The organism is Anabaena sphaerica FACHB-251 (assembly GCF_014696825.1).
Classification (GTDB): Bacteria; Cyanobacteriota; Cyanobacteriia; order Cyanobacteriales; family Nostocaceae; genus RDYJ01.
Map to the genome: position 1 here is coordinate 599,609 of NZ_JACJQU010000002.1, position 22,258 is coordinate 621,866.

26 protein-coding genes are annotated in these 22,258 nt (G+C 38.6%); 13 read left to right on the forward strand and 13 right to left on the reverse strand.

The genetic code is table 11. The features are described from left to right. Positions 1–38 precede the first annotated feature (38 nt). On the reverse strand, positions 39–1,160 hold the full coding sequence (gene bchI / locus H6G06_RS06325; RefSeq protein WP_190558142.1) for a magnesium chelatase ATPase subunit I: 1,122 nt from the start codon (positions 1,158–1,160) through the stop codon (positions 39–41). A 193-nt stretch (positions 1,161–1,353) separates the two neighbouring features. Between bchI and H6G06_RS06330 the strand changes: the two genes are divergently transcribed. Next, positions 1,354–2,010 (forward strand): Uma2 family endonuclease, encoded by a 657-nt coding sequence (locus H6G06_RS06330; RefSeq protein WP_190558144.1) that lies wholly within the window; start codon positions 1,354–1,356, stop codon positions 2,008–2,010. Positions 2,011–2,113: 103 nt separating this feature from the next. On the opposite strand, the gene H6G06_RS06335 is transcribed toward H6G06_RS06330, so the two are convergent. Both H6G06_RS06335 and H6G06_RS06340 read right to left on the reverse strand, forming a co-directional pair. Further along, positions 2,114–2,827, reverse strand: a complete 714-nt coding sequence (locus tag H6G06_RS06335) for a hypothetical protein (RefSeq protein ID WP_190558146.1) — start codon at positions 2,825–2,827, stop codon at positions 2,114–2,116. Further along, on the reverse strand, positions 2,815–4,122 hold the full coding sequence (locus H6G06_RS06340; protein WP_190558148.1) for an AAA family ATPase: 1,308 nt from the start codon (positions 4,120–4,122) through the stop codon (positions 2,815–2,817). Before H6G06_RS06340 ends, H6G06_RS06335 begins: the two co-directional genes overlap by 13 nt. Positions 4,123–4,357: 235 nt before the next feature. On the opposite strand from H6G06_RS06340, the gene H6G06_RS06345 reads away from it, so the two are divergent. Beyond that, positions 4,358–5,377, forward strand: coding sequence for an ABC transporter ATP-binding protein (locus H6G06_RS06345; protein WP_190558150.1), 1,020 nt, complete (start codon positions 4,358–4,360; stop codon positions 5,375–5,377). Between the two features lie 105 nt (positions 5,378–5,482). On the opposite strand, the gene H6G06_RS06350 is transcribed toward H6G06_RS06345, so the two are convergent. Further along, the gene (locus H6G06_RS06350) at positions 5,483–5,947 is read right to left on the reverse strand and encodes a Panacea domain-containing protein (protein WP_190558152.1); all 465 of its coding nucleotides are present in this window, start codon (positions 5,945–5,947) and stop codon (positions 5,483–5,485) included. Between the two features lie 224 nt (positions 5,948–6,171). On the opposite strand from H6G06_RS06350, the gene H6G06_RS06355 reads away from it, so the two are divergent. Beyond that, on the forward strand, positions 6,172–7,047 hold the full coding sequence (locus tag H6G06_RS06355) for an ABC transporter permease (protein WP_190558154.1): 876 nt from the start codon (positions 6,172–6,174) through the stop codon (positions 7,045–7,047). Between the two features lie 43 nt (positions 7,048–7,090). Further along, the gene (locus H6G06_RS06360; protein WP_190558156.1) at positions 7,091–7,471 is read left to right on the forward strand and encodes a hypothetical protein; all 381 of its coding nucleotides are present in this window, start codon (positions 7,091–7,093) and stop codon (positions 7,469–7,471) included. Between the two features lie 100 nt (positions 7,472–7,571). Here H6G06_RS06360 and H6G06_RS06365 read toward each other — a convergent pair whose 3' ends face one another. Next, entirely contained in the window at positions 7,572–8,009 is a 438-nt protein-coding gene (locus tag H6G06_RS06365; protein ID WP_190558158.1) for a peroxiredoxin, read from the reverse strand. Between the two features lie 129 nt (positions 8,010–8,138). Between H6G06_RS06365 and H6G06_RS06370 the strand changes: the two genes are divergently transcribed. The 3 genes from H6G06_RS06370 to H6G06_RS06380 all read left to right on the forward strand — a co-directional run bounded on the left by H6G06_RS06370 (position 8,139) and on the right by H6G06_RS06380 (position 10,448). Next, on the forward strand, positions 8,139–8,543 hold the full coding sequence (locus tag H6G06_RS06370) for an Npun_F0494 family protein (protein WP_190558160.1): 405 nt from the start codon (positions 8,139–8,141) through the stop codon (positions 8,541–8,543). Between the two features lie 175 nt (positions 8,544–8,718). Next, on the forward strand, positions 8,719–10,194 hold the full coding sequence (gene cobQ, locus H6G06_RS06375) for a cobyric acid synthase CobQ (RefSeq protein ID WP_190558162.1): 1,476 nt from the start codon (positions 8,719–8,721) through the stop codon (positions 10,192–10,194). 14 nt (positions 10,195–10,208) lie between these two features. Beyond that, positions 10,209–10,448 carry a 2Fe-2S iron-sulfur cluster-binding protein gene (locus H6G06_RS06380; protein ID WP_190558164.1) on the forward strand — a complete coding sequence of 80 codons (240 nt, stop codon included), beginning with the start codon at positions 10,209–10,211 and terminating at the stop codon, positions 10,446–10,448. 108 nt (positions 10,449–10,556) lie between these two features. On the opposite strand, the gene H6G06_RS06385 is transcribed toward H6G06_RS06380, so the two are convergent. Both H6G06_RS06385 and H6G06_RS06390 read right to left on the reverse strand, forming a co-directional pair. Then, complete coding sequence (locus tag H6G06_RS06385; protein ID WP_190558166.1) at positions 10,557–11,489, reverse strand: nucleotidyl transferase AbiEii/AbiGii toxin family protein; 933 nt, start codon at positions 11,487–11,489, stop codon at positions 10,557–10,559. Beyond that, positions 11,486–12,082 (reverse strand): type IV toxin-antitoxin system AbiEi family antitoxin domain-containing protein, encoded by a 597-nt coding sequence (locus H6G06_RS06390; protein WP_190558168.1) that lies wholly within the window; start codon positions 12,080–12,082, stop codon positions 11,486–11,488. The genes H6G06_RS06385 and H6G06_RS06390 overlap by 4 nt, the downstream gene beginning before the upstream one ends. A gap of 333 nt (positions 12,083–12,415) precedes the next feature. Here H6G06_RS06390 and H6G06_RS06395 point away from each other — a divergent pair, with 333 nt between their 5' ends. The 3 genes from H6G06_RS06395 (at position 12,416) to H6G06_RS27760 (ending at position 13,581) form a co-directional block, all read left to right on the forward strand. Beyond that, positions 12,416–13,096 carry a hypothetical protein gene (locus tag H6G06_RS06395; RefSeq protein ID WP_190558170.1) on the forward strand — a complete coding sequence of 227 codons (681 nt, stop codon included), beginning with the start codon at positions 12,416–12,418 and terminating at the stop codon, positions 13,094–13,096. 63 nt (positions 13,097–13,159) lie between these two features. Further along, entirely contained in the window at positions 13,160–13,447 is a 288-nt protein-coding gene (locus tag H6G06_RS06400) for a hypothetical protein (RefSeq protein ID WP_190558172.1), read from the forward strand. Positions 13,448–13,452: 5 nt separating this feature from the next. After that, positions 13,453–13,581, forward strand: coding sequence for a hypothetical protein (locus tag H6G06_RS27760; RefSeq protein ID WP_277875173.1), 129 nt, complete (start codon positions 13,453–13,455; stop codon positions 13,579–13,581). Between the two features lie 95 nt (positions 13,582–13,676). Here H6G06_RS27760 and H6G06_RS27000 read toward each other — a convergent pair whose 3' ends face one another. The 6 genes from H6G06_RS27000 to H6G06_RS06425 all read right to left on the reverse strand — a co-directional run bounded on the left by H6G06_RS27000 (position 13,677) and on the right by H6G06_RS06425 (position 20,643). Next, a complete protein-coding gene (locus H6G06_RS27000; protein WP_199306591.1) occupies positions 13,677–14,750 on the reverse strand; it encodes a hypothetical protein in 1,074 nt (357 codons plus the stop codon). Continuing rightward, positions 14,734–16,044, reverse strand: coding sequence for a DNA methyltransferase (locus tag H6G06_RS27005; RefSeq protein ID WP_199306592.1), 1,311 nt, complete (start codon positions 16,042–16,044; stop codon positions 14,734–14,736). The genes H6G06_RS27000 and H6G06_RS27005 overlap by 17 nt, the downstream gene beginning before the upstream one ends. A gap of 298 nt (positions 16,045–16,342) precedes the next feature. After that, a complete protein-coding gene (locus H6G06_RS06410) occupies positions 16,343–16,786 on the reverse strand; it encodes an SRPBCC family protein (RefSeq protein ID WP_190558174.1) in 444 nt (147 codons plus the stop codon). Between the two features lie 134 nt (positions 16,787–16,920). Next, positions 16,921–18,360 (reverse strand): 9,9'-di-cis-zeta-carotene desaturase, encoded by a 1,440-nt coding sequence (gene zds, locus H6G06_RS06415; protein ID WP_190558176.1) that lies wholly within the window; start codon positions 18,358–18,360, stop codon positions 16,921–16,923. Between the two features lie 194 nt (positions 18,361–18,554). After that, positions 18,555–18,728 (reverse strand): ribbon-helix-helix domain-containing protein, encoded by a 174-nt coding sequence (locus H6G06_RS06420; RefSeq protein ID WP_190558178.1) that lies wholly within the window; start codon positions 18,726–18,728, stop codon positions 18,555–18,557. Positions 18,729–19,014: 286 nt separating this feature from the next. After that, positions 19,015–20,643: a DUF6930 domain-containing protein gene (locus H6G06_RS06425; protein ID WP_190558180.1), complete on the reverse strand. Its 1,629-nt coding sequence runs from the start codon at positions 20,641–20,643 to the stop codon at positions 19,015–19,017. 328 nt (positions 20,644–20,971) lie between these two features. Here H6G06_RS06425 and H6G06_RS06430 point away from each other — a divergent pair, with 328 nt between their 5' ends. The 3 genes from H6G06_RS06430 (at position 20,972) to H6G06_RS06440 (ending at position 22,231) form a co-directional block, all read left to right on the forward strand. Further along, complete coding sequence (locus H6G06_RS06430; RefSeq protein WP_190558182.1) at positions 20,972–21,328, forward strand: iron-sulfur cluster assembly accessory protein; 357 nt, start codon at positions 20,972–20,974, stop codon at positions 21,326–21,328. A 166-nt stretch (positions 21,329–21,494) separates the two neighbouring features. Further along, entirely contained in the window at positions 21,495–21,917 is a 423-nt protein-coding gene (locus H6G06_RS06435) for a tetratricopeptide repeat protein (protein ID WP_190558184.1), read from the forward strand. Between the two features lie 71 nt (positions 21,918–21,988). Beyond that, entirely contained in the window at positions 21,989–22,231 is a 243-nt protein-coding gene (locus H6G06_RS06440; protein WP_190558186.1) for a hypothetical protein, read from the forward strand. Positions 22,232–22,258 lie beyond the last annotated feature (27 nt).

The following is a 22,258-nucleotide window of genomic DNA, read 5'->3' on the forward strand; positions in this document are numbered from 1 at the left end:
TGGTAACAACTGTCACCTGTCACCTGTCACCTTAAAAACTAACGCACCCCAGCTTTCATCCCTGTACCGTTTTTCTGTGCAGCACCATCTTCTGGAAGTTCCACACCAAAAACGCGAGCAAAAACTTTTTCAACCTTATACCCAGAATCAATAGATTCTAAAGGATCTTTCCGCAGACGGTGACGCAGACATAAAGTAATTACCCGACGGATATCATCAACGGTAACTTCTGTCCGTCCTTCAAATGCAGTTAAGGCTTTAGCAGCACGGTTGGTAACGATGTCACCCCGCAAACCATCTACATCCAATTCTGAACAAACTTCCGAAATTTTCACCCGCAGGTCATAGTCAAGGTTAACTTGGGGTAACAATTCTTGCGCCTTGACAATTTTCTCCTGTAATGCTTCTTGCTCAGTTTTGTGTTGTTCTAAATAAACGGCGGGATTTTGGTCAAATTCTCCCCGTTCTTCCACAATTTGCACCCGCAAAGCCGGTTCTTTCACCGTGTGAATTTCCGCGTGCATCCCAAAACGGTCAAGTAGTTGGGGACGCAGTTCACCTTCTTCTGGGTTTCCCGAACCAACGAGAACAAACCGCGCTGGGTGACGGATAGAAATACCTTCCCGTTCTACTGTGTTCCAACCACTAGCAGCAGAGTCCAGGAGTACGTCTACCAAGTGGTCATCTAACAAGTTAACCTCATCGACGTAGAGAATGCCTCGGTTAGCTTTGGCCAGCAGTCCCGGTTCAAAGGCTTTCACACCTTCAGATAAAGCTTTTTCAATGTCGATAGTACCGCAAACCCGGTCTTCTGTTGCGCCCAATGGTAAATCTACCATGATGACTTTTTTGTGAGCTATGGGAACTTCTGCCCCTTGCGCCACTTGTTGACGGACTTCATCGCTCATCAAGTCCGGGTCGTTGGGGTCACTGTTGAAGGGGTCATTGGCAACTACGGGGATTTCAGGCAGCAGGTCTGCCAAAGCACGGATGGTTGTAGATTTGCCGGTGCCGCGATCGCCCATAATCATTACACCACCAATTTTGGGATCAATCACGTTTAACAGCAGTGCCAGTTTCATTTCTTCCTGGCCGACAATTGCTGTAAATGGAAAGACCGCGCGACGCGCACTCGCACTAGCTTGAGCAGTTGAAGTCACTAAATTACCTTAACAATATTTTTCTTATTACAACTCTTTATTTTGACACATTTCGGGAGGCAAGAGGCAGGAGGTGCAGGGAGCAGGGAGCAGGGGAGAAAATTACTTATTCCTTCTTCCCTAGTCGCCAGTCCCCAGTCCCCAGTCCCCAATCTCATATAATCCAGATATACAAGGATATGTGAAATCTATCATGTTAGATTACAATCCCCTGGACTGTATGCCCTCTTCTGAGGAACTACCTGATTCAGATGAAACACCTGTGGATAATGAATTACAAGATTTAATTCCCGGTTTACTCAAAGCTATTTTAGCTATGGCTTGGGCAGACCGCATGGACTGGTTTTTTGGTGTGGATATGGGTGTTTATTATGACCCTTATCAGCCCGCAATTGTCCCTGATGGTTTTCTCAGCTTAGGGGTAGAACGCTTTTATGATGAAAATTTGCGTCCTAGTTACGCGATTTGGGAAGAAGAAAAAGTTCCTATTTTGGTTTTAGAAGTTGTTTCTCAAACTTATCGCGGTGAATATTCCACTAAAAAAGATGATTATGCCAATTTAGGCGTTTTATATTATGTAATTTACAATCCCACTCGTCGCCGTAAACCCCGGTTGGAAGTTCATAAATTAATTAATGGGGTATATCAATTACAAGATGGTAATCCCGTTTGGTTGCCAGAAGTTGGTTTAGGAATTGGTATTGAACGGGGAACTTATCAAGGTATTACACGAGAATGGATGTATTGGTATAACCAACAAGGAAAACGCTTTTTCACACCTGAAGAACGCGCTCAAATCTTAGCGGAACGGTTACGGGCTTTGGGTGTAGATCCTGATAGTGTGGTTTAATGGTACTAGTTTTTTTGTCTGATAGCGTAGCGTGGCGCAAGCCATATCAGGATTTACAGGATGTAGGGATTTACAGGATTTCAAAAATTACCAGCTTGAGTATTTAGCAGAAATTCTGAAGATAGTTATAAAGTTCCCGAAATAAAGGAGATTTACGTTGTACTTCTTCTGGATTTATTTTCAGTAATAGTTCAGGAGTGTGTAAACCTTTAGAAAAACGTGGCATATTCCGATCATCTGCATCTTGTTCACTTGAATTAACTAACGCCTGTGATAACTTTTCTCGACAACAATCTTTTTCTTTATTATACTCACTAAATGATTCAGGATTATCAAAAGGAATATTCTTTTCTTGACTCAGCCAACGACGCATTCGTTTTTCTCTATTACCTTTAAAATCTGGATGTCTAGCTATTGAATTATTCCAATCTGCAATAATCCAAGCTTCTATTTCTGGTGCTGCAAAACCTATAAATTTATTGATATCATTACATTCTGGTATTTTTGCTATTGCACCTAAGAAATTTTCTTTTTGTTTTATCACATCTCGACAATCTAAATCATCAAATACTAAAATTAAATCACATTTACCAGATTCATATTGTAAAGCAAGAGGTAGTCTTGCACTAATTTCTCTGATTAAACTTTTCCCTGTTTTACCATAACTATTTTGCTTACCAGGTTTGGAGCCTTTTTTCATTTTCACTGGGGTTTTACGTTCAAATCTACAACCAGGAAAATTTTTTTCTAAAAAAGGAATTAGTCCAGCAACTTCAGCCTCACCACCACCAGCAAACACCCATACTACCACGGCCATCCTCCCACATTAGGATCACCAACACGGTATAAATCACCTAATTCCCATCCTTCTTCCAGACTTGGATTAAGAATTTCTTTTGAAAGTGCTTTCATAGCAAAATGGGTTTTATCTTCAGAGTAAAAACAATAAACATTCTCTAAACAATCTGTAAAATGATCTAAAAGATCAGGACTATGTGTAGTTACAATTATTTGAGTTTTTCTTGCTGCTCTTTTAATCCATTCAGCTAAAATCCGCATCCATGAAACGTGCAAACCTAATTCTGGTTCATCAATGACTAACAATGAAGGAAGTACAGGAGAATGTAATATAGTAGCCCAACATAACATTCTCACAGTTCCATCTGACATTTCACTCAGGTAAAATGGTTCTTTACTATCTTCAAAATACCATTCTACAGTTAAAGATAAACGACCAGAACGAATTGGACGCAGACGACGAGTTTTAGGTAAAATCGACTTCATCGCTTGGTTAATGCTATCTTCAAAGTCAATATTTTCCTGGATTAAATTATCTAAAACCAAAGGTAAATTATCGCCAGAAGCAGATAAATATATATCACTTCCTCCTATTTTGGGTTCGGAAGTTCTGATTTGATTTAAGTCCATATTATTGGCGTTATAAAATTGCCATTTGGAAATAAATTCAACTAAATCTCGTCTGGTTCTGTAAGCAGGTGTATTTTCAGGTGAATATTGGCTATCTTCAAGCAACCTTGGGAGTATAGTCAAACCTAAAGAATTGGTGGGTATATTATCTAAACCTTCAAAGTGTGTGCCTGAATTTTGTCCAGGAATATTATAAACTGATACAGCACCTTTACCAAGTTCTCTGTCATGAAATTTATAATAGTAAAAAGGTGGTGAATCCAATTTATTTAAATCTTTTCCACTACATAAAAACTCCTGAGAAATAATTATTTTATTTTTCTTTCTGTCCACAAAAAGAGTTAAGGTAAGCATTGTGCTAAATTTTTCATGAAGCTGCTCACTTGATAATGTTTGAGAAAAACAATATGAAAAATTGATAACAGCAGGACTTTCGACACTATTATCTAAAATCCTATCAGCCCCAATTTTGCTAACTGCATCCTCAAAACTACTCACACCACGACTTTCATCAGGAATAGTGGTTAAACAATCTTTTAGGAATTTCAAGCAACTGATAAAATTGCTTTTACCTGAACCATTAGAACCTATAAAAATATTGAGCCTGTCTAATTCTACAGGCTGAGGTAAAGATAAATTTTTATAATTTTGAGTAACAATAAATTGCAAAATAGGTTGATTCATAATTTTTTCAACTGATCTAAATCTAATTAGCGAAACTACTGACCTAACTAATTAAACAAGTTTGCACTTATACACAAACTAACTATCTCCCTCTAGGATAGAGGAAATAGGGGTGGTTTTTCCCTAACCTACACTTTATCAAGAATAGTAGAACAGAACTCATCACAGCTAACGCCCAACTCGTACAATAGAAAATAGATTGTTGCGAAATGTATAGTTAGGGATTATAGCTGTCATGGCTTCCGCCGTTTTAATCGAAAATCTACAAAAACGCTACGGTACTTTTGAAGCCGTCAAGGATATCTCCTTTCAGGTACAACCAGGGGAAATCTTCGGTTTACTCGGTCCCAACGGTGCGGGTAAAACAACCACTCTGCGGGCTTTGTGTACGCTAACTACTCCCGATGCTGGAAAAATCGAAGTTTCGGGAATCTCGGTTTTAGATAATCCTAAGTTAGCACGGCAAAAGCTGGGTTATGTTGCCCAAGAGGTGGCTTTAGATAAGGTTTTGACTGGTAGGGAGTTGCTACAACTGCAAGCAGCCCTTTATCACCTCCCCCGTGCAGTCATCAAACAACGCATCAATACTGTATTAGATTTACTCGGTTTACAAGAATACGCGGATAAAAAAACCGGCACTTATTCCGGTGGTTTACGCAAGCGTCTGGACTTGGCCGCTGGTTTATTGCATTCTCCAGATGTATTAGTATTAGATGAACCAACGGTAGGACTTGATATAGAAAGTCGGTTTGTGGTGTGGGATTTTTTACGGAAGCTACGCGCTGCGGGGACTACCGTTGTCATTACCAGCCATTATTTAGAAGAAGTTGATGCTTTGGCTGATAGGGTAGCAATTATAGACAGGGGTTTAGTTATTGCTAATGGTACACCTTCCCAGTTAAAAGATAAAGTGGGGGGCGATCGCATTACTTTACGCATCCGCGAATTTTCACCCAACGAAGAAGCCGACAAAGCTAAAAACTTGTTGGAAACCTTACCTTTTGTCCAAGAAATTATCATCAACAGCGCCCAAGGTAACTCCTTAAATTTGGTAGTTACTCCCCAAAATGACGCATTGATTACTATTCAACAAGCGTTAACTAATGCAGGTTTACCGATTTTTGGTATTGCCCAATCTCGTCCTAGTTTAGATGATGTTTACCTCGCTGCAACTGGAAAAACTTTGATGGATGCGGAATTAGCTGCTGTGGCAAATCGTGATCCAAAAGCTGAGAAAAAGCAAAATATGAGATAGAGTGATTGGTGATTGGTGATTGGTAAAAATTACTAATTACTAATTACCAAAAACTTTTCAAACAACCTCTTAGATAAAGATGAAGCTTGATTGTGATTAACTTTTTTAATCTTCTTCGGCTTCGGCACGTTTCTGGTAATATTCTTTCATCGCTTCCTTAGAAATAATCGCATTAGATGGGGCATCTTGGGGAATATTTCCTCTTGCTTCAATCCAAGGATATTCACGATGAGTCATTTGTTCTAATTCAAAAGCATCACAAGCAAAATAAACTTCTGCCAATTCTGCTAAAAATTCATGGACTTGCTCAGAAAACTTCGGTGCTTCAACATCCTTGAAAATAGGCTTCCAACCAAACTTTTTATACTCCTGGTATAAATCAGGAATTACAGGACCATGAACCCATGCTTCAAAATCTTCTGCAAATAAAGGTTGATTATAAAGAGCTAAATACCAAGCTTGAGCATAGTAAACTAGCTTTTGCAGTTTTAAATTGCTCACAAACGAACCTGTTTCATTTGCTAACCCGATGAAGTAATCAGCGATCGCTCCTGATGTTGTGATAGACATTATTTACCTCCCTGCTGGCTACAATTTTTTTTATTATTTAGTATTATTGTACTATAAATTTGTTAATTTTGTGAGTCAATATATCTATCCAGTTGAGAACAGTCCTGCGCTTCCAGAAGTCGCTAAACTGGTATGTAAGCGATGATTCCATGTTTTCTAATATTTAGAGATATGTTGATTTTATTCCACCTCATTATCATTGACTAACCTAAAATCGAAAATCCATGAAGACTGATATGAATTGGCAACAAATAACTTCACCTAGCGTAGTTCCTGAAACTACACCCAACTTCTTTGGTGAATTAGTCCAAGAAACCCTAGCTTTAACCCGTCGTCTATTTATCCAATTACAACGCCGTCCCTCTACCCTAGCAGCAGGAATTATTCAACCGGTGATGTGGTTGGTGTTGTTTGGTGCATTATTCCAAAATGCCCCCAAGGGTTTATTTGGAAGTACGACAAATTACGGACAATTCCTGTCCGCTGGTGTAATAGTATTTACCGCATTTGCTGGGGCGTTGAATGCCGGTTTACCTGTGATGTTTGACAGGGAATTTGGCTTTTTAAATCGGTTGCTGGTTGCACCTTTAGCTTCTCGCTTCTCAATTGTTTTTGCTTCGGCTATTTTTATTATTAGCCAAAGTTTGCTACAAGCGGCTGTCATCGTTGGTGCTGCGGCGTTTTTAGGTGCAGGTTTACCTGATGCGGCTGGATTAAGTGCGATCGCTCTCATCGTCTTTCTTCTGGCTTTAGGTGTCACCGCTATTTCTCTGGGTTTAGCTTTTGCTTTACCAGGACACATTGAATTAATTGCGGTAATTTTTGTAACTAACCTACCTTTATTATTTGCCAGCACAGCCTTAGCACCATTATCCTTTATGCCAGGATGGTTGCAGGTTGTCGCTACCCTCAACCCCCTCAGCTATGCTATTGAACCGATTCGCTATTTGTATCTGCACAGCACTTGGGGATTAAACGATGTCGTCATGCACGCTTTTTGGGGTGATGTTACCTTTGGGGGAGCATTGCTAGTCTTGTTAGGATTTGCTGCGGTGGCTTTACTCAGCATTCAACCCCAATTACGCAAGACTCTTGCTTAAGATAGAAGCATGATTAAATAGACAAAATGTGAGGGGAAATTTCATGACAAGACCATTTTTACCAGTTCACAAAATCTTAGTTGCCACTTTTGCAGGAATTAGCTTTGCTTCCTTCCTAGTAGCACAACCTAGTTTAGCTGATCCTAATCAACCCTTTGGTAGTTTGGAGAGCGATAGGAATAGCAATTCATTCTTCGGTAATGGCTCAGATTTCAATATGTTCAACCTGATTCATCAGGCAAATTTCGGCAATCTTAACTGGAATCCTGACCAACAGAATCAACAGTTAGATGATGCAGCAGCAGCTTTTAAAGCCAGACAACAAAAACTCCTGCAAGGTCAGCAACAGCCAAACGCAAATTCTCCAACTACAGCGGGTGAAAATGCAGCACCGTTGATGATCTTACCCTCTTCAGATAAATGAAAAGTAAAAACCTCAACTCCTAATCCTGCTTTGGGCTGGAGTTGAGGCTATTAACAGTTATCAGTTATCAGTTAACTTCTGACTCCTGCTAATTTACAAATTACAAACCAAGTGCATTTAAAACATCACTAGCGTGAGTAGCTGTACTAACAGCACTATCAACATGAATGATTTTACCGTTGGGGTCAATTACGAAAGTGACGCGCTTGGCATAACCACCACCATCTACATCAAAAGCGTTAATGAGGGTTTTATCAGTGTCAACTAGTAGGGGGAAATTCAGGTTATATTTAGCGGTGAATGCTTGATGGGCAGCTTGATCATCAGCACTTACTCCCAACACCACAACATTTTTACCTTGATATTCAGGTTGGGCATCCCGGAAACTACAGGCTTGCTTGGTGCAACCTGGCGTATCATCTTTGGGGTAAAAATACACAACCACCGTCTTACCAGCAAAATCAGATAATGAAACTGTGTTGCCGTTTGTATCTTTAGCGGTAAATGCAGGCGCATCTGTACCAACTGCTAGTGGCATAATTAACCTTTCCTGTTTCAGATTGTTGATGCACTTGAGATTTTACAATAATTTACAATATTTACATAATTTACATTAGCCTCCTATCTCCTGCCTCTTGTCTTTTGCCTTCTCCTCAACTCCAAACCTATGCCTACTGTTGATTCTCCAAACCCCAAACCCTTTGTATATACTCAGAAAACATTAGAACGGGCCGAGCGATCGCTGATCTGTTCCCCTTTCCATCTGAGTTTATTTACAGCTATGCGGACTCAGAGTGTTTCGGTGAGTGCGATCGCCACAGAAAAAGGCTTCAAGCAAGGTTATACCAAACGCCCTTTGTCAGAATTAGCCTGTGATAACGCTTTTGATTGGTTAATCGAAGTGGGAGTGCTACGGAGAGAAGTCGATGGACAGGGCATAACCGACGGTTTTCGCCTCACACCTCTTGGTCATCAGTTGGTAGAAAAATTCCTAGATACAAACTGGCCTAGTCCCTCATGGCGCGATCGCTTTGATGAATCCATCACTCGTTGGTTTCGACTACCGTTTTAGATGAAAAATTGACAAGTTGAGATAAGCAAGTCAAAGTGAAAACGAGGTAAAGGAAACAATAATCTTTAGCCTCGTCCTTTGATCTGCTCTTTTTCAAGTTTAATGAGCAGATTGGCAGACTACAGCCTTTAACCCAAAAATTACAACATCACTCAGAAAACACACAAGTCACACTATGAAATCAATTATGGTAGTGGGAACAACATCCCACGCAGGGAAATCACTGATAACTACGGCCTTATGTCGCATTCTCTCGCGGCGGGGCTGGCGAGTGGCTCCCTTTAAAGGTCAAAATATGGCTTTAAATGCTTATGTCACCGCCAGTGGGGGAGAAATAGGCTACGCTCAAGCAGTGCAAGCCTGGGCTGCGGGAGTATCCCCATTGGTAGAAATGAACCCAATTTTACTTAAACCCCAAGGGGATATGACTTCTCAAGTTATCCTCAAAGGTAAACCTATAGGTAGAGTTAGTGCTACAGATTATTATGAGCAGTATTTTGAACTAGGTTGGCGAACTATTCAAGAATCGCTAAAACACTTAGAAACAGAATTTGATTTAATCGTTTGTGAAGGTGCGGGTAGCCCAGCAGAAATTAACCTCAAGCACCGGGATTTAACTAACATGAGGGTAGCAAAACATTTGAATGCAGCCACTCTGTTAGTTGTTGATATTGACCGGGGAGGCGCTTTTGCTCACGTAGTCGGAACCCTAGAGTTATTAGAACCCGACGAACGCGCCTTAATTAAAGGGGTAGTAATTAACAAATTCCGGGGACAGCGTTCCATCCTTGAACCAGGAATCAAATGGCTAGAAGAACGCACTGGTATCCCCGTTGTTGGTGTTATTCCCTACTTAGAACAAGTGTTTCCAGCAGAAGACTCCCTAGACTTACTAGAACGTAAACCCCTTAAAGCCCAAGCGGAATTGAATATTGCTGTGATCCGCTTACCGAGAATTGCCAATTTTACCGACTTTGACCCCCTGGAATCAGAACCAACAGTTTCAGTAAAATACCTGAGTCCCAAGCAAGATTTAGGACACCCTGACGCTGTAATTATTCCAGGCACAAAAACCACAATTGCCGATTTAATTCTGTTGCAAAAAAGCGGTATGGCGGAAGCAATCCAAAATTTTGCTGCTTCTGGAGGAACGGTTTTAGGCATCTGTGGCGGTTTCCAAATGTTAGGACAAATGGTAGCTGACCCAGAAGGAGTTGAGGGACAAGCTGGCAGATATCAAGGGTTAAATCTGTTACCTATCAAAACAGTGATTACAGGACAAAAAATAGCCCGTCAGCGCCAAGTTAGTTCTAATTATCCCCAGATGGGTTTACCTGTGAATGGGTTTGAAATTCACCAAGGGCGATCGCGCATAGAACAACCAACAGATAAAGCCGTCTGTCAACCTCTATTTGATGATGTTAATTTAGGCTTAGTAGATAATTGTCAATCTGTTTGGGGTACTTATCTACATGGGCTTTTTGATAACGGTCCCTGGAGACGTGCTTGGTTAAATCGTCTCCGTCAACAGCGCGGTTTGAAATCTTTACCCACAGGTGTTGCTAACTATCGAGATCAGCGAGAGCAGATTTTAGATTCTTTAGCTACGGAAATTGAAACCCATTTAAATTTAGCCCCATTTCTATCTTAGATAATCAATGACCAATGACTATTAATATCCGCTTTCTACCAGATGATGTCACCGTTAAAGCCGAAGTAGGAGAATCCTTGTTAGATGTAGCAGATAGAGCAGGGGTATCAATTCCTACTGGTTGTTTAATGGGAACTTGTCACGCTTGCACCGTTGAACTAGACGACGGGGAAGTCATCCGCGCTTGTATTACTCCTGTTCCTCCAGGAAAGGAGGAGTTAACCATACATCTTTTTAGTGATCCAACTTGGTAATATTTTGTTTTTTGATTTTTTTTTGAGTTATCAGGAATACGCTGTAGGGACATAGAAATGCTGTGTCCCGACAAACCTTGGAAACAGGGAGAAAATTTACACCAAAAATCAGTGATTATTTGCATCTTGCCAATAGCCTGATATACTCCATATTTTATCAAAGTTTTCATTTTGGGCAGATGCTACAGAAGGCGGCATTATAAATTTTTGAATTTCGTTAATTAATTCACCAAATGAATTTGGAGTTTGTTCTATTTTTAATTTCTTTTTAAAGGCTTGCCATTGTTGTTGCTTATTTGAATCATTAACAAACTCTTCAGATAAAGCTAAAGGTTCTTTTACTGGTATTTCTGTTTTGCGTCTATGAAAAGTATTATTTATCGCTTGACTGAGTAAGTTTCCTTGAAATTCAAAATTTTTGCAAAGAAACCAAATATCATAGAAATCTTTAATTCGACTGTTGCTTATACCCAGAGAAACCATTGCTTGAAACTTTTCAGCTATTACTGTCTCACGCGGATATATTCGTAAACGTGGTTTTGGTGTATTTAAAATAGGTTCTATTTCTACTTCTTCCGCATCAGGTGTAACAGCATCACCAAATCCTATATCTACCTGAATAGCAATTTCAATTTTAACTAATTGCCCTTTTAATTTAATTCTAACTCCTTCATATTCCTGAGCTTCTTTGATTAATTCTCCTCTAACTGACTCTGGTAAAAAAGTAATTCCATCCTCTTCACAGTGAATTGTACAAATTTCTTTATAAACATTCACTAAATATTCAATCTCATTGTTGCCAAAACAGAGTAAATCCAAATCTTTAGTCGCTCTATGAGGTTCACCATTCCAAACTTTGAACAGAGTAGCACCTTTCAAAATATATTGTGCTTGATATGGAGATTGACTAAGCCTATAGAGCAACCTTTCGCCAAAATAGCGCGTCAATAAATAATTATAATCTTCTCCTCTTGTTTTAGATAAATTCAATAATTTGGCTTGGATAGATGCTGCTATGTTAACAGGCTTTTTTGATTTCATGAGAGTGATTCTAGATAAGGACGCATCACATTATGTACTCGGCAAATTTTGGCATAGCGCCATATTTCATCCATTGAACATCTTTTTTCTCGCCAACATTCGCGCAATGCTTCCAAGGCAACATCAAGACCAATTTTATTGCGAAATTTAAAACAATCGGCAACTGTTTTAGGCAAAGAATATATACTAACTGGCACGCCTTCTATTATATGTTCTTCAATTCCTTCTTCTAGAGATTTACCTGACATATAAACGATTCTGAGTGGTAGAAGATTATCTTTAGGAGGACGAGATTTTTGAGGAATTGCCAACCAAACTTCAAAAGGTGCTTGAGTGGTTATCTGATAAAAACTGAGTGCAGATAGAAGACAAATTACTCCGTTAGGAACTCTTTTCGCAGTTTCAGCTAGAGTGTGATTTGCTGTAATTTCTGCATCTACAAAAGTGTAAACACCGCGAGCAGAACGTACAAGGATTCCTTGGTTTTCCAAACGTTTCAAATACTCTCTGTGAATACCTTTTGCTTCGATGTCTTTTGCTCTAATTACGCCTGTTTGAGCAGCGTAATTTAGTATTTTTTGGGTTTTGGACATAATGCTTTTGTTTATTTGTCTATCATGCAGCCTTTTTTAGTTTTGTGATGAAGTGTAGATAATAGTTAATATTTACCTACATTTTATCACAAATTCTTGCCAAATCTGTCAGTCAAGGAAAATATGTAACCTTTGAATACGCTATTTAATCTAATCAATTTGCGTAATTTTAGGTTTGTAGGTTTATTAAATATTGTATTTACGTATAATTACTGTATATCCGTAGGGAGATAACTTTGTATATTTATTTAGCCGCGTGTGCCTAAACTACAAAATTGGGTGATCGCTCCGCTCATTGAAAGCATCGCACTTGTTCTTTATTAATCTTGAAAAATGACACTCTTAAACAGTCAGATAATTACTATTCCAGAGCAAAAGGCAATTTATGAAACTGTCTATGACACGTTATCAGAGTTTAGTGATAAACTCAAAGAAATTGTAGATTTTGGTGATGCAGTTCATATAGATATCAAGGATATACTTGAAGGTTCATGCTTCTATTACGCGGCTTTAGGATCTGAAGTTTGTACAAAATTTTATCAGCAAAAATTTAAATATCCTGTATCTGATTACATTGTGGAAGCAGGATTTTTTGCACTAAGACCTTATAAGGATAAAACTCAAGAATTACCCTGGTTTATTTATAGGGGAGAAATTTCTAATAATCAAAATGACTACCATTGTTGGATTGTTGGACCTAGAAAAGCAAATATAAAGCCTGAAATTATTGATTTTACTGCTAGGCATTATAAGGCTCAAGTTGATAAAGTACCAGTGTTAACCTGGGAACGGGAAGATTTAGAAAATGAAAACTGGATTTGGAATAATGATCTTGATGATCTTAAATTTAATGAGGGCTTAATATTTAGCTCTAAACAAGATACTATTGCCAAAGTTAGGGATGATAAATGGAAGAATTGGAAATATTGTGATCTTAGAAAACGAATGATAGATAAATCTAACGAAATTTTGAGGTACAAACTTAAGGATTTGAGCATAAATGTTGAATGCTAGACGAATTATATACTACATCTAGTGAGCGCAGTTGGTAATATTTACTTGCAAAAAGGTATAAGAATGACTGAATTCACACGGGAAAAACTGTTTGAATTATGTAAGAATGCTCATGATTCTAAGTTGGTAAGCTCTTGCGGAGAAGTTCCTCTGTCTGAAACCCCAGTTCCAGCAAAACGTTGGCATATTCAAAGTAAAGGAAGTTACCATTATTTTACAATGGAAGAATTGTACGACTTTTTGACCAAACTATTAGAGTCCCAGGATAAGAATAATGAAAACGTGGACGACTATGTAACCCAACTATTACAGAGTGGAGGATTTTCGTTTGAAAATAACGAGAAAGGTTAACACCAATGACTCCCAAAACTATTTCTTGGCAATCTATCCGTGAAAAAGTGCTTGCAGATCCAGAGATAAAAGCTGAATATGATGCACTGGAATCAGAATTTCAGTTAGCAAAACAAATTATTGCAGAGGATTGATCTAAAATAACCCAACCAACTGTGTTGGGTTTTCCAATTTATACTCAAAAGAGAAATTTTAATATTTTCATATCTCTATATCCCCATCAAACAACTTATTCATTTGCTGGTTTGATAGAAAAATCAATCACCCATTTCAACTTCGATTTATCTCCTTGCAAATACTCAGCAATAGAATTAGCCACCGAAGAAACGGCTTTAATAGGGACAACATAATCAAAAACATTTGCCATAATTCGCAAAGTTTCAGCCGTCCATTCTCCATCGACAATTAATATAGCTAGAATATCTTTGTTCTTACCTTTCCAATTAATAGCTGAGAACATTTTATCTTTAGCATATAAAGATGCATGTCTAGATGATGACTTTCTTACTTCTATAAATGCTTTAGGTTCATTTTCATCAGGTATAACAAAATCGGATCTAAAATTATAGATAACTCCTTCTAAATATTTGTACTCTTTCTCTCGTTTGTAAGGAACATTAGCTTCATCAAGTGCTGTAGCTACAATAGTTTCTAGTAATACCCTTCCTACTAAATCACGGACAATTCCTTCTAATGTTGTTTCCAAACCTTGCAAAATTTCCTGATCATTTATATTTTGATTAGTTGTTTGACTGTTAAGAATATCTGATAATCTTTTTGCGGCTGGCTTTGATATAGCATTATCAGAAACACTACCAATTCTTTTCTTTAATTCAGATTTACTTCTAACATTAATCAATCTCTGAAAAATTGGTAGCATTCTCGGATTTTTATTTATATAATCAGAATCAAATACTTGGAAATTATTTGTAGCTACGCGAAGTTCATTAATAAGGGTTTGTGCTACTTCTCGCATTTTGATATAAACACCTTTAGTTATTGATGCTTCCACATCAAAAATTATTGCTTGTCGTCTTTGCCATTCTTGAACTACATCAATTGCGGTTGCATTTTTCGGATCAAGATTGCTATTAATTCCGGTTAAGATTATTAGTCTTTGTTCATAATCTTGAGCATTTTTAGCTTCAACTACAGCGAATCCCTTTGTCTGATTTACTAAACTTAAATAAACATCTATATAACCTTTCATAAAATCCATAGCAATAGCATACAGTGTACTGCTAGTTTCGTCTGCATCGTTACTCTGCTCAATATCTAAGTCTAGATTAAATTCGTTTTGCATGAATATGATACTCCCCTAATTTACTTGAACCTGTCCTTTTTTTAAGCAGCCAACGTTCACCCCGTTTTCTCATATTTTCTATATTGATAATTTGAAAGCCGTTATCTATCATTAATTGACTCAATATTTCATGAGCAGGAATGTAAACTCCATATAGTGCTGCATCGGACACAATAAGATGAAGATTACTACCAGACCGAAGTATACGATGCAATTCTCGAATGACGTTTTGCATTTGGGCAAAATATGGATATATCAATAAATAATAATCCTTTTTACCTGGTCTAATTTTTCTTTCATTAAATAATTCTGCTATAATATAATCTAAATATTTTAACTTGAAACTTGTTGATAATGTAGAAGAGAAAAATTCTTGATTTCTTTTTAAATCTGTAGGTGCTGTTGTCGTATTCACGATTAAACGGCGACGAACTTTTTCTGTAATTTCTCTCCATGAACCCGCATAACGCCAGAAATATAATTCCATCCGTGTCATTTCCGCAAAATCAAAGTTGTTTAAATAAGGTGGAGAAGTTATACAAAGTGAACAACTTTCATTTTCAACTAACTCCATATTTTCTGAACTTCCAAAATTCAATTTTGCTTTCGGAGTAAAATCATATTTTAGTTTTTCAACATCTTCATATATTTGTTTGCATACAATAGATACAGAATCATAAAAAGATATAGATTTTTTTAAAGTTGTGGGAGCTTTATAAATACCATCAGTTTGAGATAAAGAAGTTTTTTCAAGAACTTTGGATACTATTAAACGAAATAATGATTTGTTTTCCTGAGAACACTTACTTTCTATTTCTAGACAACTTGCCAATAAGGCTAAATTATCTTCTGAGACAAGTTTAGTTAAAAACTTTAAAGCATCTTCAGACCATATTTCTTGAAAACTGCCAGTGTAAGGTTGAAGTGATAACAAGAGATTTTCTAAATATTTTACCTGTTGTATATCTGATGTAGGAAATATTTTTGCTTGTGATATATCATAGAAAAAAGGATGGGCTTCAAATCCTATTGAAAAAACATTGTGATAATTTGCCTCAACTAGTGTAGTTCCCAATCCAGAAAAAGGGTCAATTACAACATCATCACAATTAAGTTTTGCTTCTTTTATACAAAAACTTACAAATTCAGGAGAAAATCCAGCTATGAAATTGTACCATCTATGAATCGGGTAATGATTAGTAAATATATTAGTAGATAATTTTTTATTAGTTGGTAATTTTGTGTTTGATATTAAATTTGCAGGTAGTGAATCAAATAAATTTAATTGAGCCATAAAACCTTATTATAATAATACTTGCTGAGTCAGAATAATGAATTTTAAAAGGCAGTAATCGTCCAAAGTTTTAGAGGTTGTCTTAAAAGTTTTCGGCGAAATAATATGGCTTCGCCACGCTGGCGCGAACGCTACCACACAAGCCAAGTCCACCTGCGTGGACTAACGAAAAATTAGGGATTTCAAACCTGCGTAGGCAAGTTTTGTCTGTGTAGATGTGATTTATAATCACCCAGGTTAGACTTTTCAAACATCCTCTTAAATTAAAGCTTCTTACTGCCTGTTTTTCCTATCTAAATCAATCACCCTTCGCATTCAAAGCGTATTCCTTAAACCTCTCCAAATCCGCTTGAATCGTAGACTCTACCACCCGTCCCAAAAATAAATTATCCATCAACTTACCAATAATTCCAGGGATAGCGTAGGAAATGGTCATTTTCACAATACTACCAGCATGACGATCATAAAAACGAATCGCCCCCTGATTTGGCAAACCATCAACCGATTCCCATTGAATAATTTGATTAGGAACAACTTTGAGAATGCGAGATTTCCAGCTAAAATCCAAACCTCCGGTACTCAATTTCCAAAGTGAAATTTCTGGATCATCTGGCAAAATCTTCACTGAATCAATCCATTTCATCCACTTTGGCATTTGTTCCAAATCAGACCATAACCCCCATACTAATTCTATGGGAGCTTCGACTTCTACCTGTACACTATGCTCTAACCATTCAGCCATATAGATTTTAGGTTTTAGATTTTAGATTTTAGATTTTAGATTGGTAATGGGTGATTAGTAATTCGGAACAACTCTTACCCAGTCCCCAGTCCCCAGTCCCCAGTCCCCAGTCCCCAGTCCCCAGTCCCCAGTCCCTATTTCTTCACACTTTCCAGAATCACCTTAGCCGCACGTCTTCCAGAAATGGTTGCACCTTCCATGCTGTCAATATAATCCTGTTGAGTGTAACTACCGGCTAGGAAAAAATTAGGTATCGGTGTTTTCTGATCAGGACGATAAGCGTCCATTCCTGGTGCTTCCCTGTACAAAGACTGAGCCAGTTTCACGACACTGTACCAAGTCATGTTTAAATCTCTTGACGAGGGGAACAATTCATGCACTTGTTTAAGGACGTGTTGAGCGATCGCTTCATTACTTTCTTTAATAAAAGGATCTCCCGGTGTCAACACCAGCTGCATCAATGAACCCTCCCCAGGACGATAATAATCTGCTGGACTAGTTAAAGCCAAATCAGCGAAACAAGAAAAATCAGCATCGGCGGTATATAACAAATTATCAATCCCCACCGCATGATTTAACTGTTTACGTTTTTCAGCATCTTCCAGTTCTGTCACCCAACCATCAAACCGTAGCTGCACTGTAGCGACTGGGACAGCATCAAGTTTATAAATGTTGTCAAATTCTGACCATTTTCGCCATGCTTGGGGTAAAACGCGCTGAATTCCCGGTACATCACAAGCGCAAACGTAAGCATCAGCCGTGATCAGTTCTTCTGTATCACCTTGGGCAACTACTATACCTGTAACGTGGGTTTCCGCTTCAGATTCAGCAAACTGAATTTCCCGCACTTGGCGACGGGTGTATATTTTTGTGCCTCTGGCTTCTAGATATTCAATAATTGGTTTGTGTAAATATTCGTGGGGTGAACCTTCCAGCATTCGCAAAATAGAAGCTTCAGTTCTGACAGCAAAAAACTGGAAAATTGTCAACATACAACGGGCAGAAATATGATCGCAATCAATAAAACCCAAAGCGTAAGCGATGGGGTTCCATAGGCGTTTGATGCTGCCTTTACTGCCTCCGTGACGATAGAACCAGTCAGAAAAGCTGATTTTGTCTAAATCGCGGATATTTCTCATTGCGCCCTCAAAGTCTACTAAACCCCTAACTATGGGGCTAGTTCCCAGAGCGATCGCATTTTGTAATTTATCTTGTAATGAAAGTTGAGAAGTGGTGAAAAATGCCTTTAAGCCATTAAAAGGCGCACCGGTGATGAAACGAAAATCTAACGCCCCAGTGCGTCCACCTTTATTAATAAAAGTATGACTATGTTCTTTAAGACGTAAATTTTCACCTGCTCCCACTTTTTCCATCAATTCAAACAGATTGTAGTAGCAGCCAAAAAATACGTGCAACCCCATTTCAATATGGTTGCCATCACTATCTACCCAACTGCCTACTTTACCACCAACAAACGGACGAGATTCAAAAATTTGTACCTCACAACCCGCATCAGCTAAATCGACGGCAGTTGCTAGTCCAGCTAGTCCTGCACCTACAATTGCAACACGCATTCCCAAGTTCCTTTATTGCTTACGCCAAGCTGCGCTATCAGTTTCTTTACAAATTGTAACTGGCTTGGTGTCGGAATTGGCTATTGATTGGGAATTGGGGACTATTGATAGGTGATAGGTGACAGGTGACAGGTGACAGAGAATCAGTTTTTCTCAAGTACCCATTACCAATTACCCATTACCCATTACCCATTTCAACCTTTCTCCTTAGTATCTTCAGAGAGAGGTAAACTTCTAATCAATTCTCGAATGACATCAGTAGCAGGTCTACCTGTCTGTTGACAATATTTTTCTAATTTTTCCGCTTCCTGTGTTGCTAGGTTAACGGTTATACGTTTAACAGCCCATTTTTTATTAGTCATTATCATGCAACTTGCTATGTGTTAACGGTTATCAAAAAGAATCCAATTGTAAAAGGAAAAAATGATAGTATCAGAGATTGCCTCAAAGAAATAGGAAGATCATAAAATATAACTAAGAATTCTCGGTAAAGTTCGGTAAAGAATAGATAAAGTCAACGAATCAACTTGATCTTTTTAACAACAAATTATGCAGCAATTATCATAAGAGTTCATTGTAGAAAACCACAGATTAAACCTGAATTAGTGAACTCAGTGTAGATTTGATGTTTATCTGTGGTAACTACATAGAGGATTATTCAAATTCCAGTTGAGGCATAAGTTGGAGAGTACCAATACCTAAATCTTGGGAAGAGAGCGATCGCGCTTCAAACAAAGCCATCATATCTTTTAACTGCGGATTACCACGAGAAGCCCCGGTCAGTCCCTTAGCAATAATCAAGCCGCAATAACCATTGGTAAGCTGACACCGCTGATTCCATTTTTTCCTGGCTTCAACATGAGTCGGGTCTTGATCTAAAAATTCCCCAAACAGGAACAGATCCCCATTTTCTGTTTGTAACAAACCCAAATCATATCGCTCACCATCTAAAGGATTAGCACCAGGATTAAAGCAAATGGCGTTCAATCCCCCAGCAGCCTGAATATTTTCAATGACAGTTTTAGCTTTGGGACGGGAAGTTTGAATCAAAATCACGGGTAAGCCATCACCCGTTTGATTGATTTCCTGTACTGCATGGTAATTTACTTCCTGACGTAAAGACTTCAACATCTCCCAAGAAATCACACCCAAGCTCAGGAACGAGTCTTCTGGGATCAAGTCATCCCGCAATGACCGAAACTCGGTAGCATCCAAATCCTCTTCATCTGAGATATCAAAGCCTGCCATTTCTTCTAACTCTGCTGCCAATTCTGGCATAGTAGAGACAGTCACAGACACTGATTTAGTAGCTTCATCTGGATGAGGTAGAGAAATGCGATAACGTCGATTGATGACGGGAAAGTCTTCTTCGTACAACTGATGACGATAATCACGGACAAAGCGGATCAAGCTTTCGATCGCCACATACATTACCAATGCTTCTTCGTCATACAAAACCGAGCGCAATCCTTCTAAGGGGTGAATATTACCAAAGGTAGGTTCAATTTCCGATAGCGGTAAATCTGCTAAATCTTCATCCTCATCTTCATCTTCGTCAACTTGATCAAAGGTGAGAAATAAGCAATCTTGCTTCAGGAAAGCTGCTTCTAAACCGTGGCCAGATTCTTCATCCTGTAAAACATCTGCACGAAACCGCTTCAAAGAATCCTCTGAACGATAGAACAAAACACCATACTCCATCCCCAGCATTCCCATGACTGAGGCATAAAGTGTCCCCACATCCCATTTATTGATTTCTATTGATAAAATTTGCTGTTCTTCCAGAAAGTTCCAAGGTGCTGCTTCCCAAACTGCAAACGCCTTCTCATTCAGAATTTGTGCATATTGTGGAGGTAAATCGGGAATTTGGCTATCGAGAATATCGGCAAAAGAGCGAAATAGTTCATCAATTAAAGGTAATTCCGGTGCGTAGTCAATAGCAATGTCCAAATCTTGCAAAACTCCGCGCAGGTAAAATTGAATTTCCCTGTCTTTCACCACAATTCTCTGAGGTCTAGCGGGTTTAGCTGGACTTTGTGGATGCTCCATTGCTCGCATTAAAGTACGAACTATGGCTTCGGGTCCCAGGTCTGGAGATACCACATCCATACCTCTGACAATACCTTGAGAGCCATCCACCCAGAGAATACATTCACCCTTGGACTCTTCTGAGTCTCTGGATGGGGTTGATGATGACAACGGACGGCGATCGCCCTCCCATATAGAAGGAATTTGGGTTAATTTCTTCAACCGACGACTGGTAGAGCGATTAAAACTTGTCATAGAGTAAGTTAATCAAAAAAAAGCAAATTAGAAGTAAACTGTGGGGAATGGCTAAAATTCGGATCAAATTTTCCCTGCTGTACCTGAAGAGTGGTTGCTGCTCAGACGGCTTGTGGCTGAAAAAGAGAAAAATACCCCATCTCTAAATACACCGAACCTCTCAATTCTAGAATAAAAATCCTTCTCTGCTGTTGACAAAGTGTTGAGAATTTAGCGTCTAGACCTATCAATGCCGCTAGAATAGAACAAAACTAGAAAAAGCAACCCCACGGCTGTCAACAGCATATACAGGGTCATATTTAGACTAATTAAGGAGTGAAAACAGCAGATGACACAAGCAACCCAAACTCAAGAACGTGGCATTTTGTTGAGTGAAGCAGCATTGCGCCAGGTAAAAACTCTTCAAGCCAATCAAGGCCAAGATTTATGTTTACGGGTAGGAGTCCGTCAAGGTGGTTGCTCTGGAATGTCTTACATGATGGATTTTGAGGACATCAGCAAAATCACCCCACAGGATGATGTCTTTGATTATGATGGTTTCAAAATAATCTGCGATCGCAAGAGCCTATTATATCTCTATGGCTTGATGCTCGATTACAGTGATGCCATGATTGGTGGAGGTTTTCAATTCACTAACCCCAATGCTTCCCAAACCTGCGGTTGCGGCAAATCCTTCGGAGTGTAATATAGTCAATGGTCAGATGTCAGTAAGAAAAGGCAATAGGCAATAAGCAATAGGCAATAGTTCCTAAATTTTGACTTTTGAATTAACCTGTTCCCTGTTCCCTGTTCCTTGTTCTCAATGACTAATGACCAATGACTAATGACAAATGACTAATGACTAATGACCAATGACTATCACAATTGAAGAACTGTTTGATACAGGTTTAGAACGCTATAAAGCAGGAGAATCACCAGAAACGCTCATCCCTGTATTTAAAGAGGTGTGCGATCGCTCTCCTAAAGCCAGTTCCGCTTGGATTTGTCTAGCGTGGTTGTACCTCTTAGATAACAAAGCCAAATTAGCTTACACAGCCGCAAACAAAGCAGTAAAATTAAATCCCCAAGACCCACAAGCCAGAATTAATCTCGCTTTAGCCATGTTAGAAACCGGTCAGAAAGGTTTGCGAGAACACATTGACTTTGCACAACAGTTGATTTTTGTCAACAAAGAATGGGAAGAAGAAGTTAAAAACAGCATTGAAGACGGTTTAACCAGGAAACCCGATTGGCAAAGTTTGGCTAAAGTCAAAAAATGGCTATTTGAAGAATAATTCGTAATTCATAATTCATAATTCATAATTATGAATTATGATAATCAACTATAAAAGTTTATTCAATCAAGATGAAAGATAAATTGTTAAATTGGCTCAATATAATATTAGTTGCTGATGTTTTCCTGGTGATTTTAGGTTTTGTTTGGTTTGCTATAGCTGTTATTGGTAATGCGTCAGGAATCAACTTAGGTTTAGATTTATGGCATAAACTGTGGATACCACTATTTAACCCAGCTATTGGTATTTTGATGGGTGGGGCGCTCCTCAGTGGGATTACCAGTTGGGTTTCTAAGAAATTGATGAAAAATTAGTTATAGCAGGTAACAGGTGACAGGTGA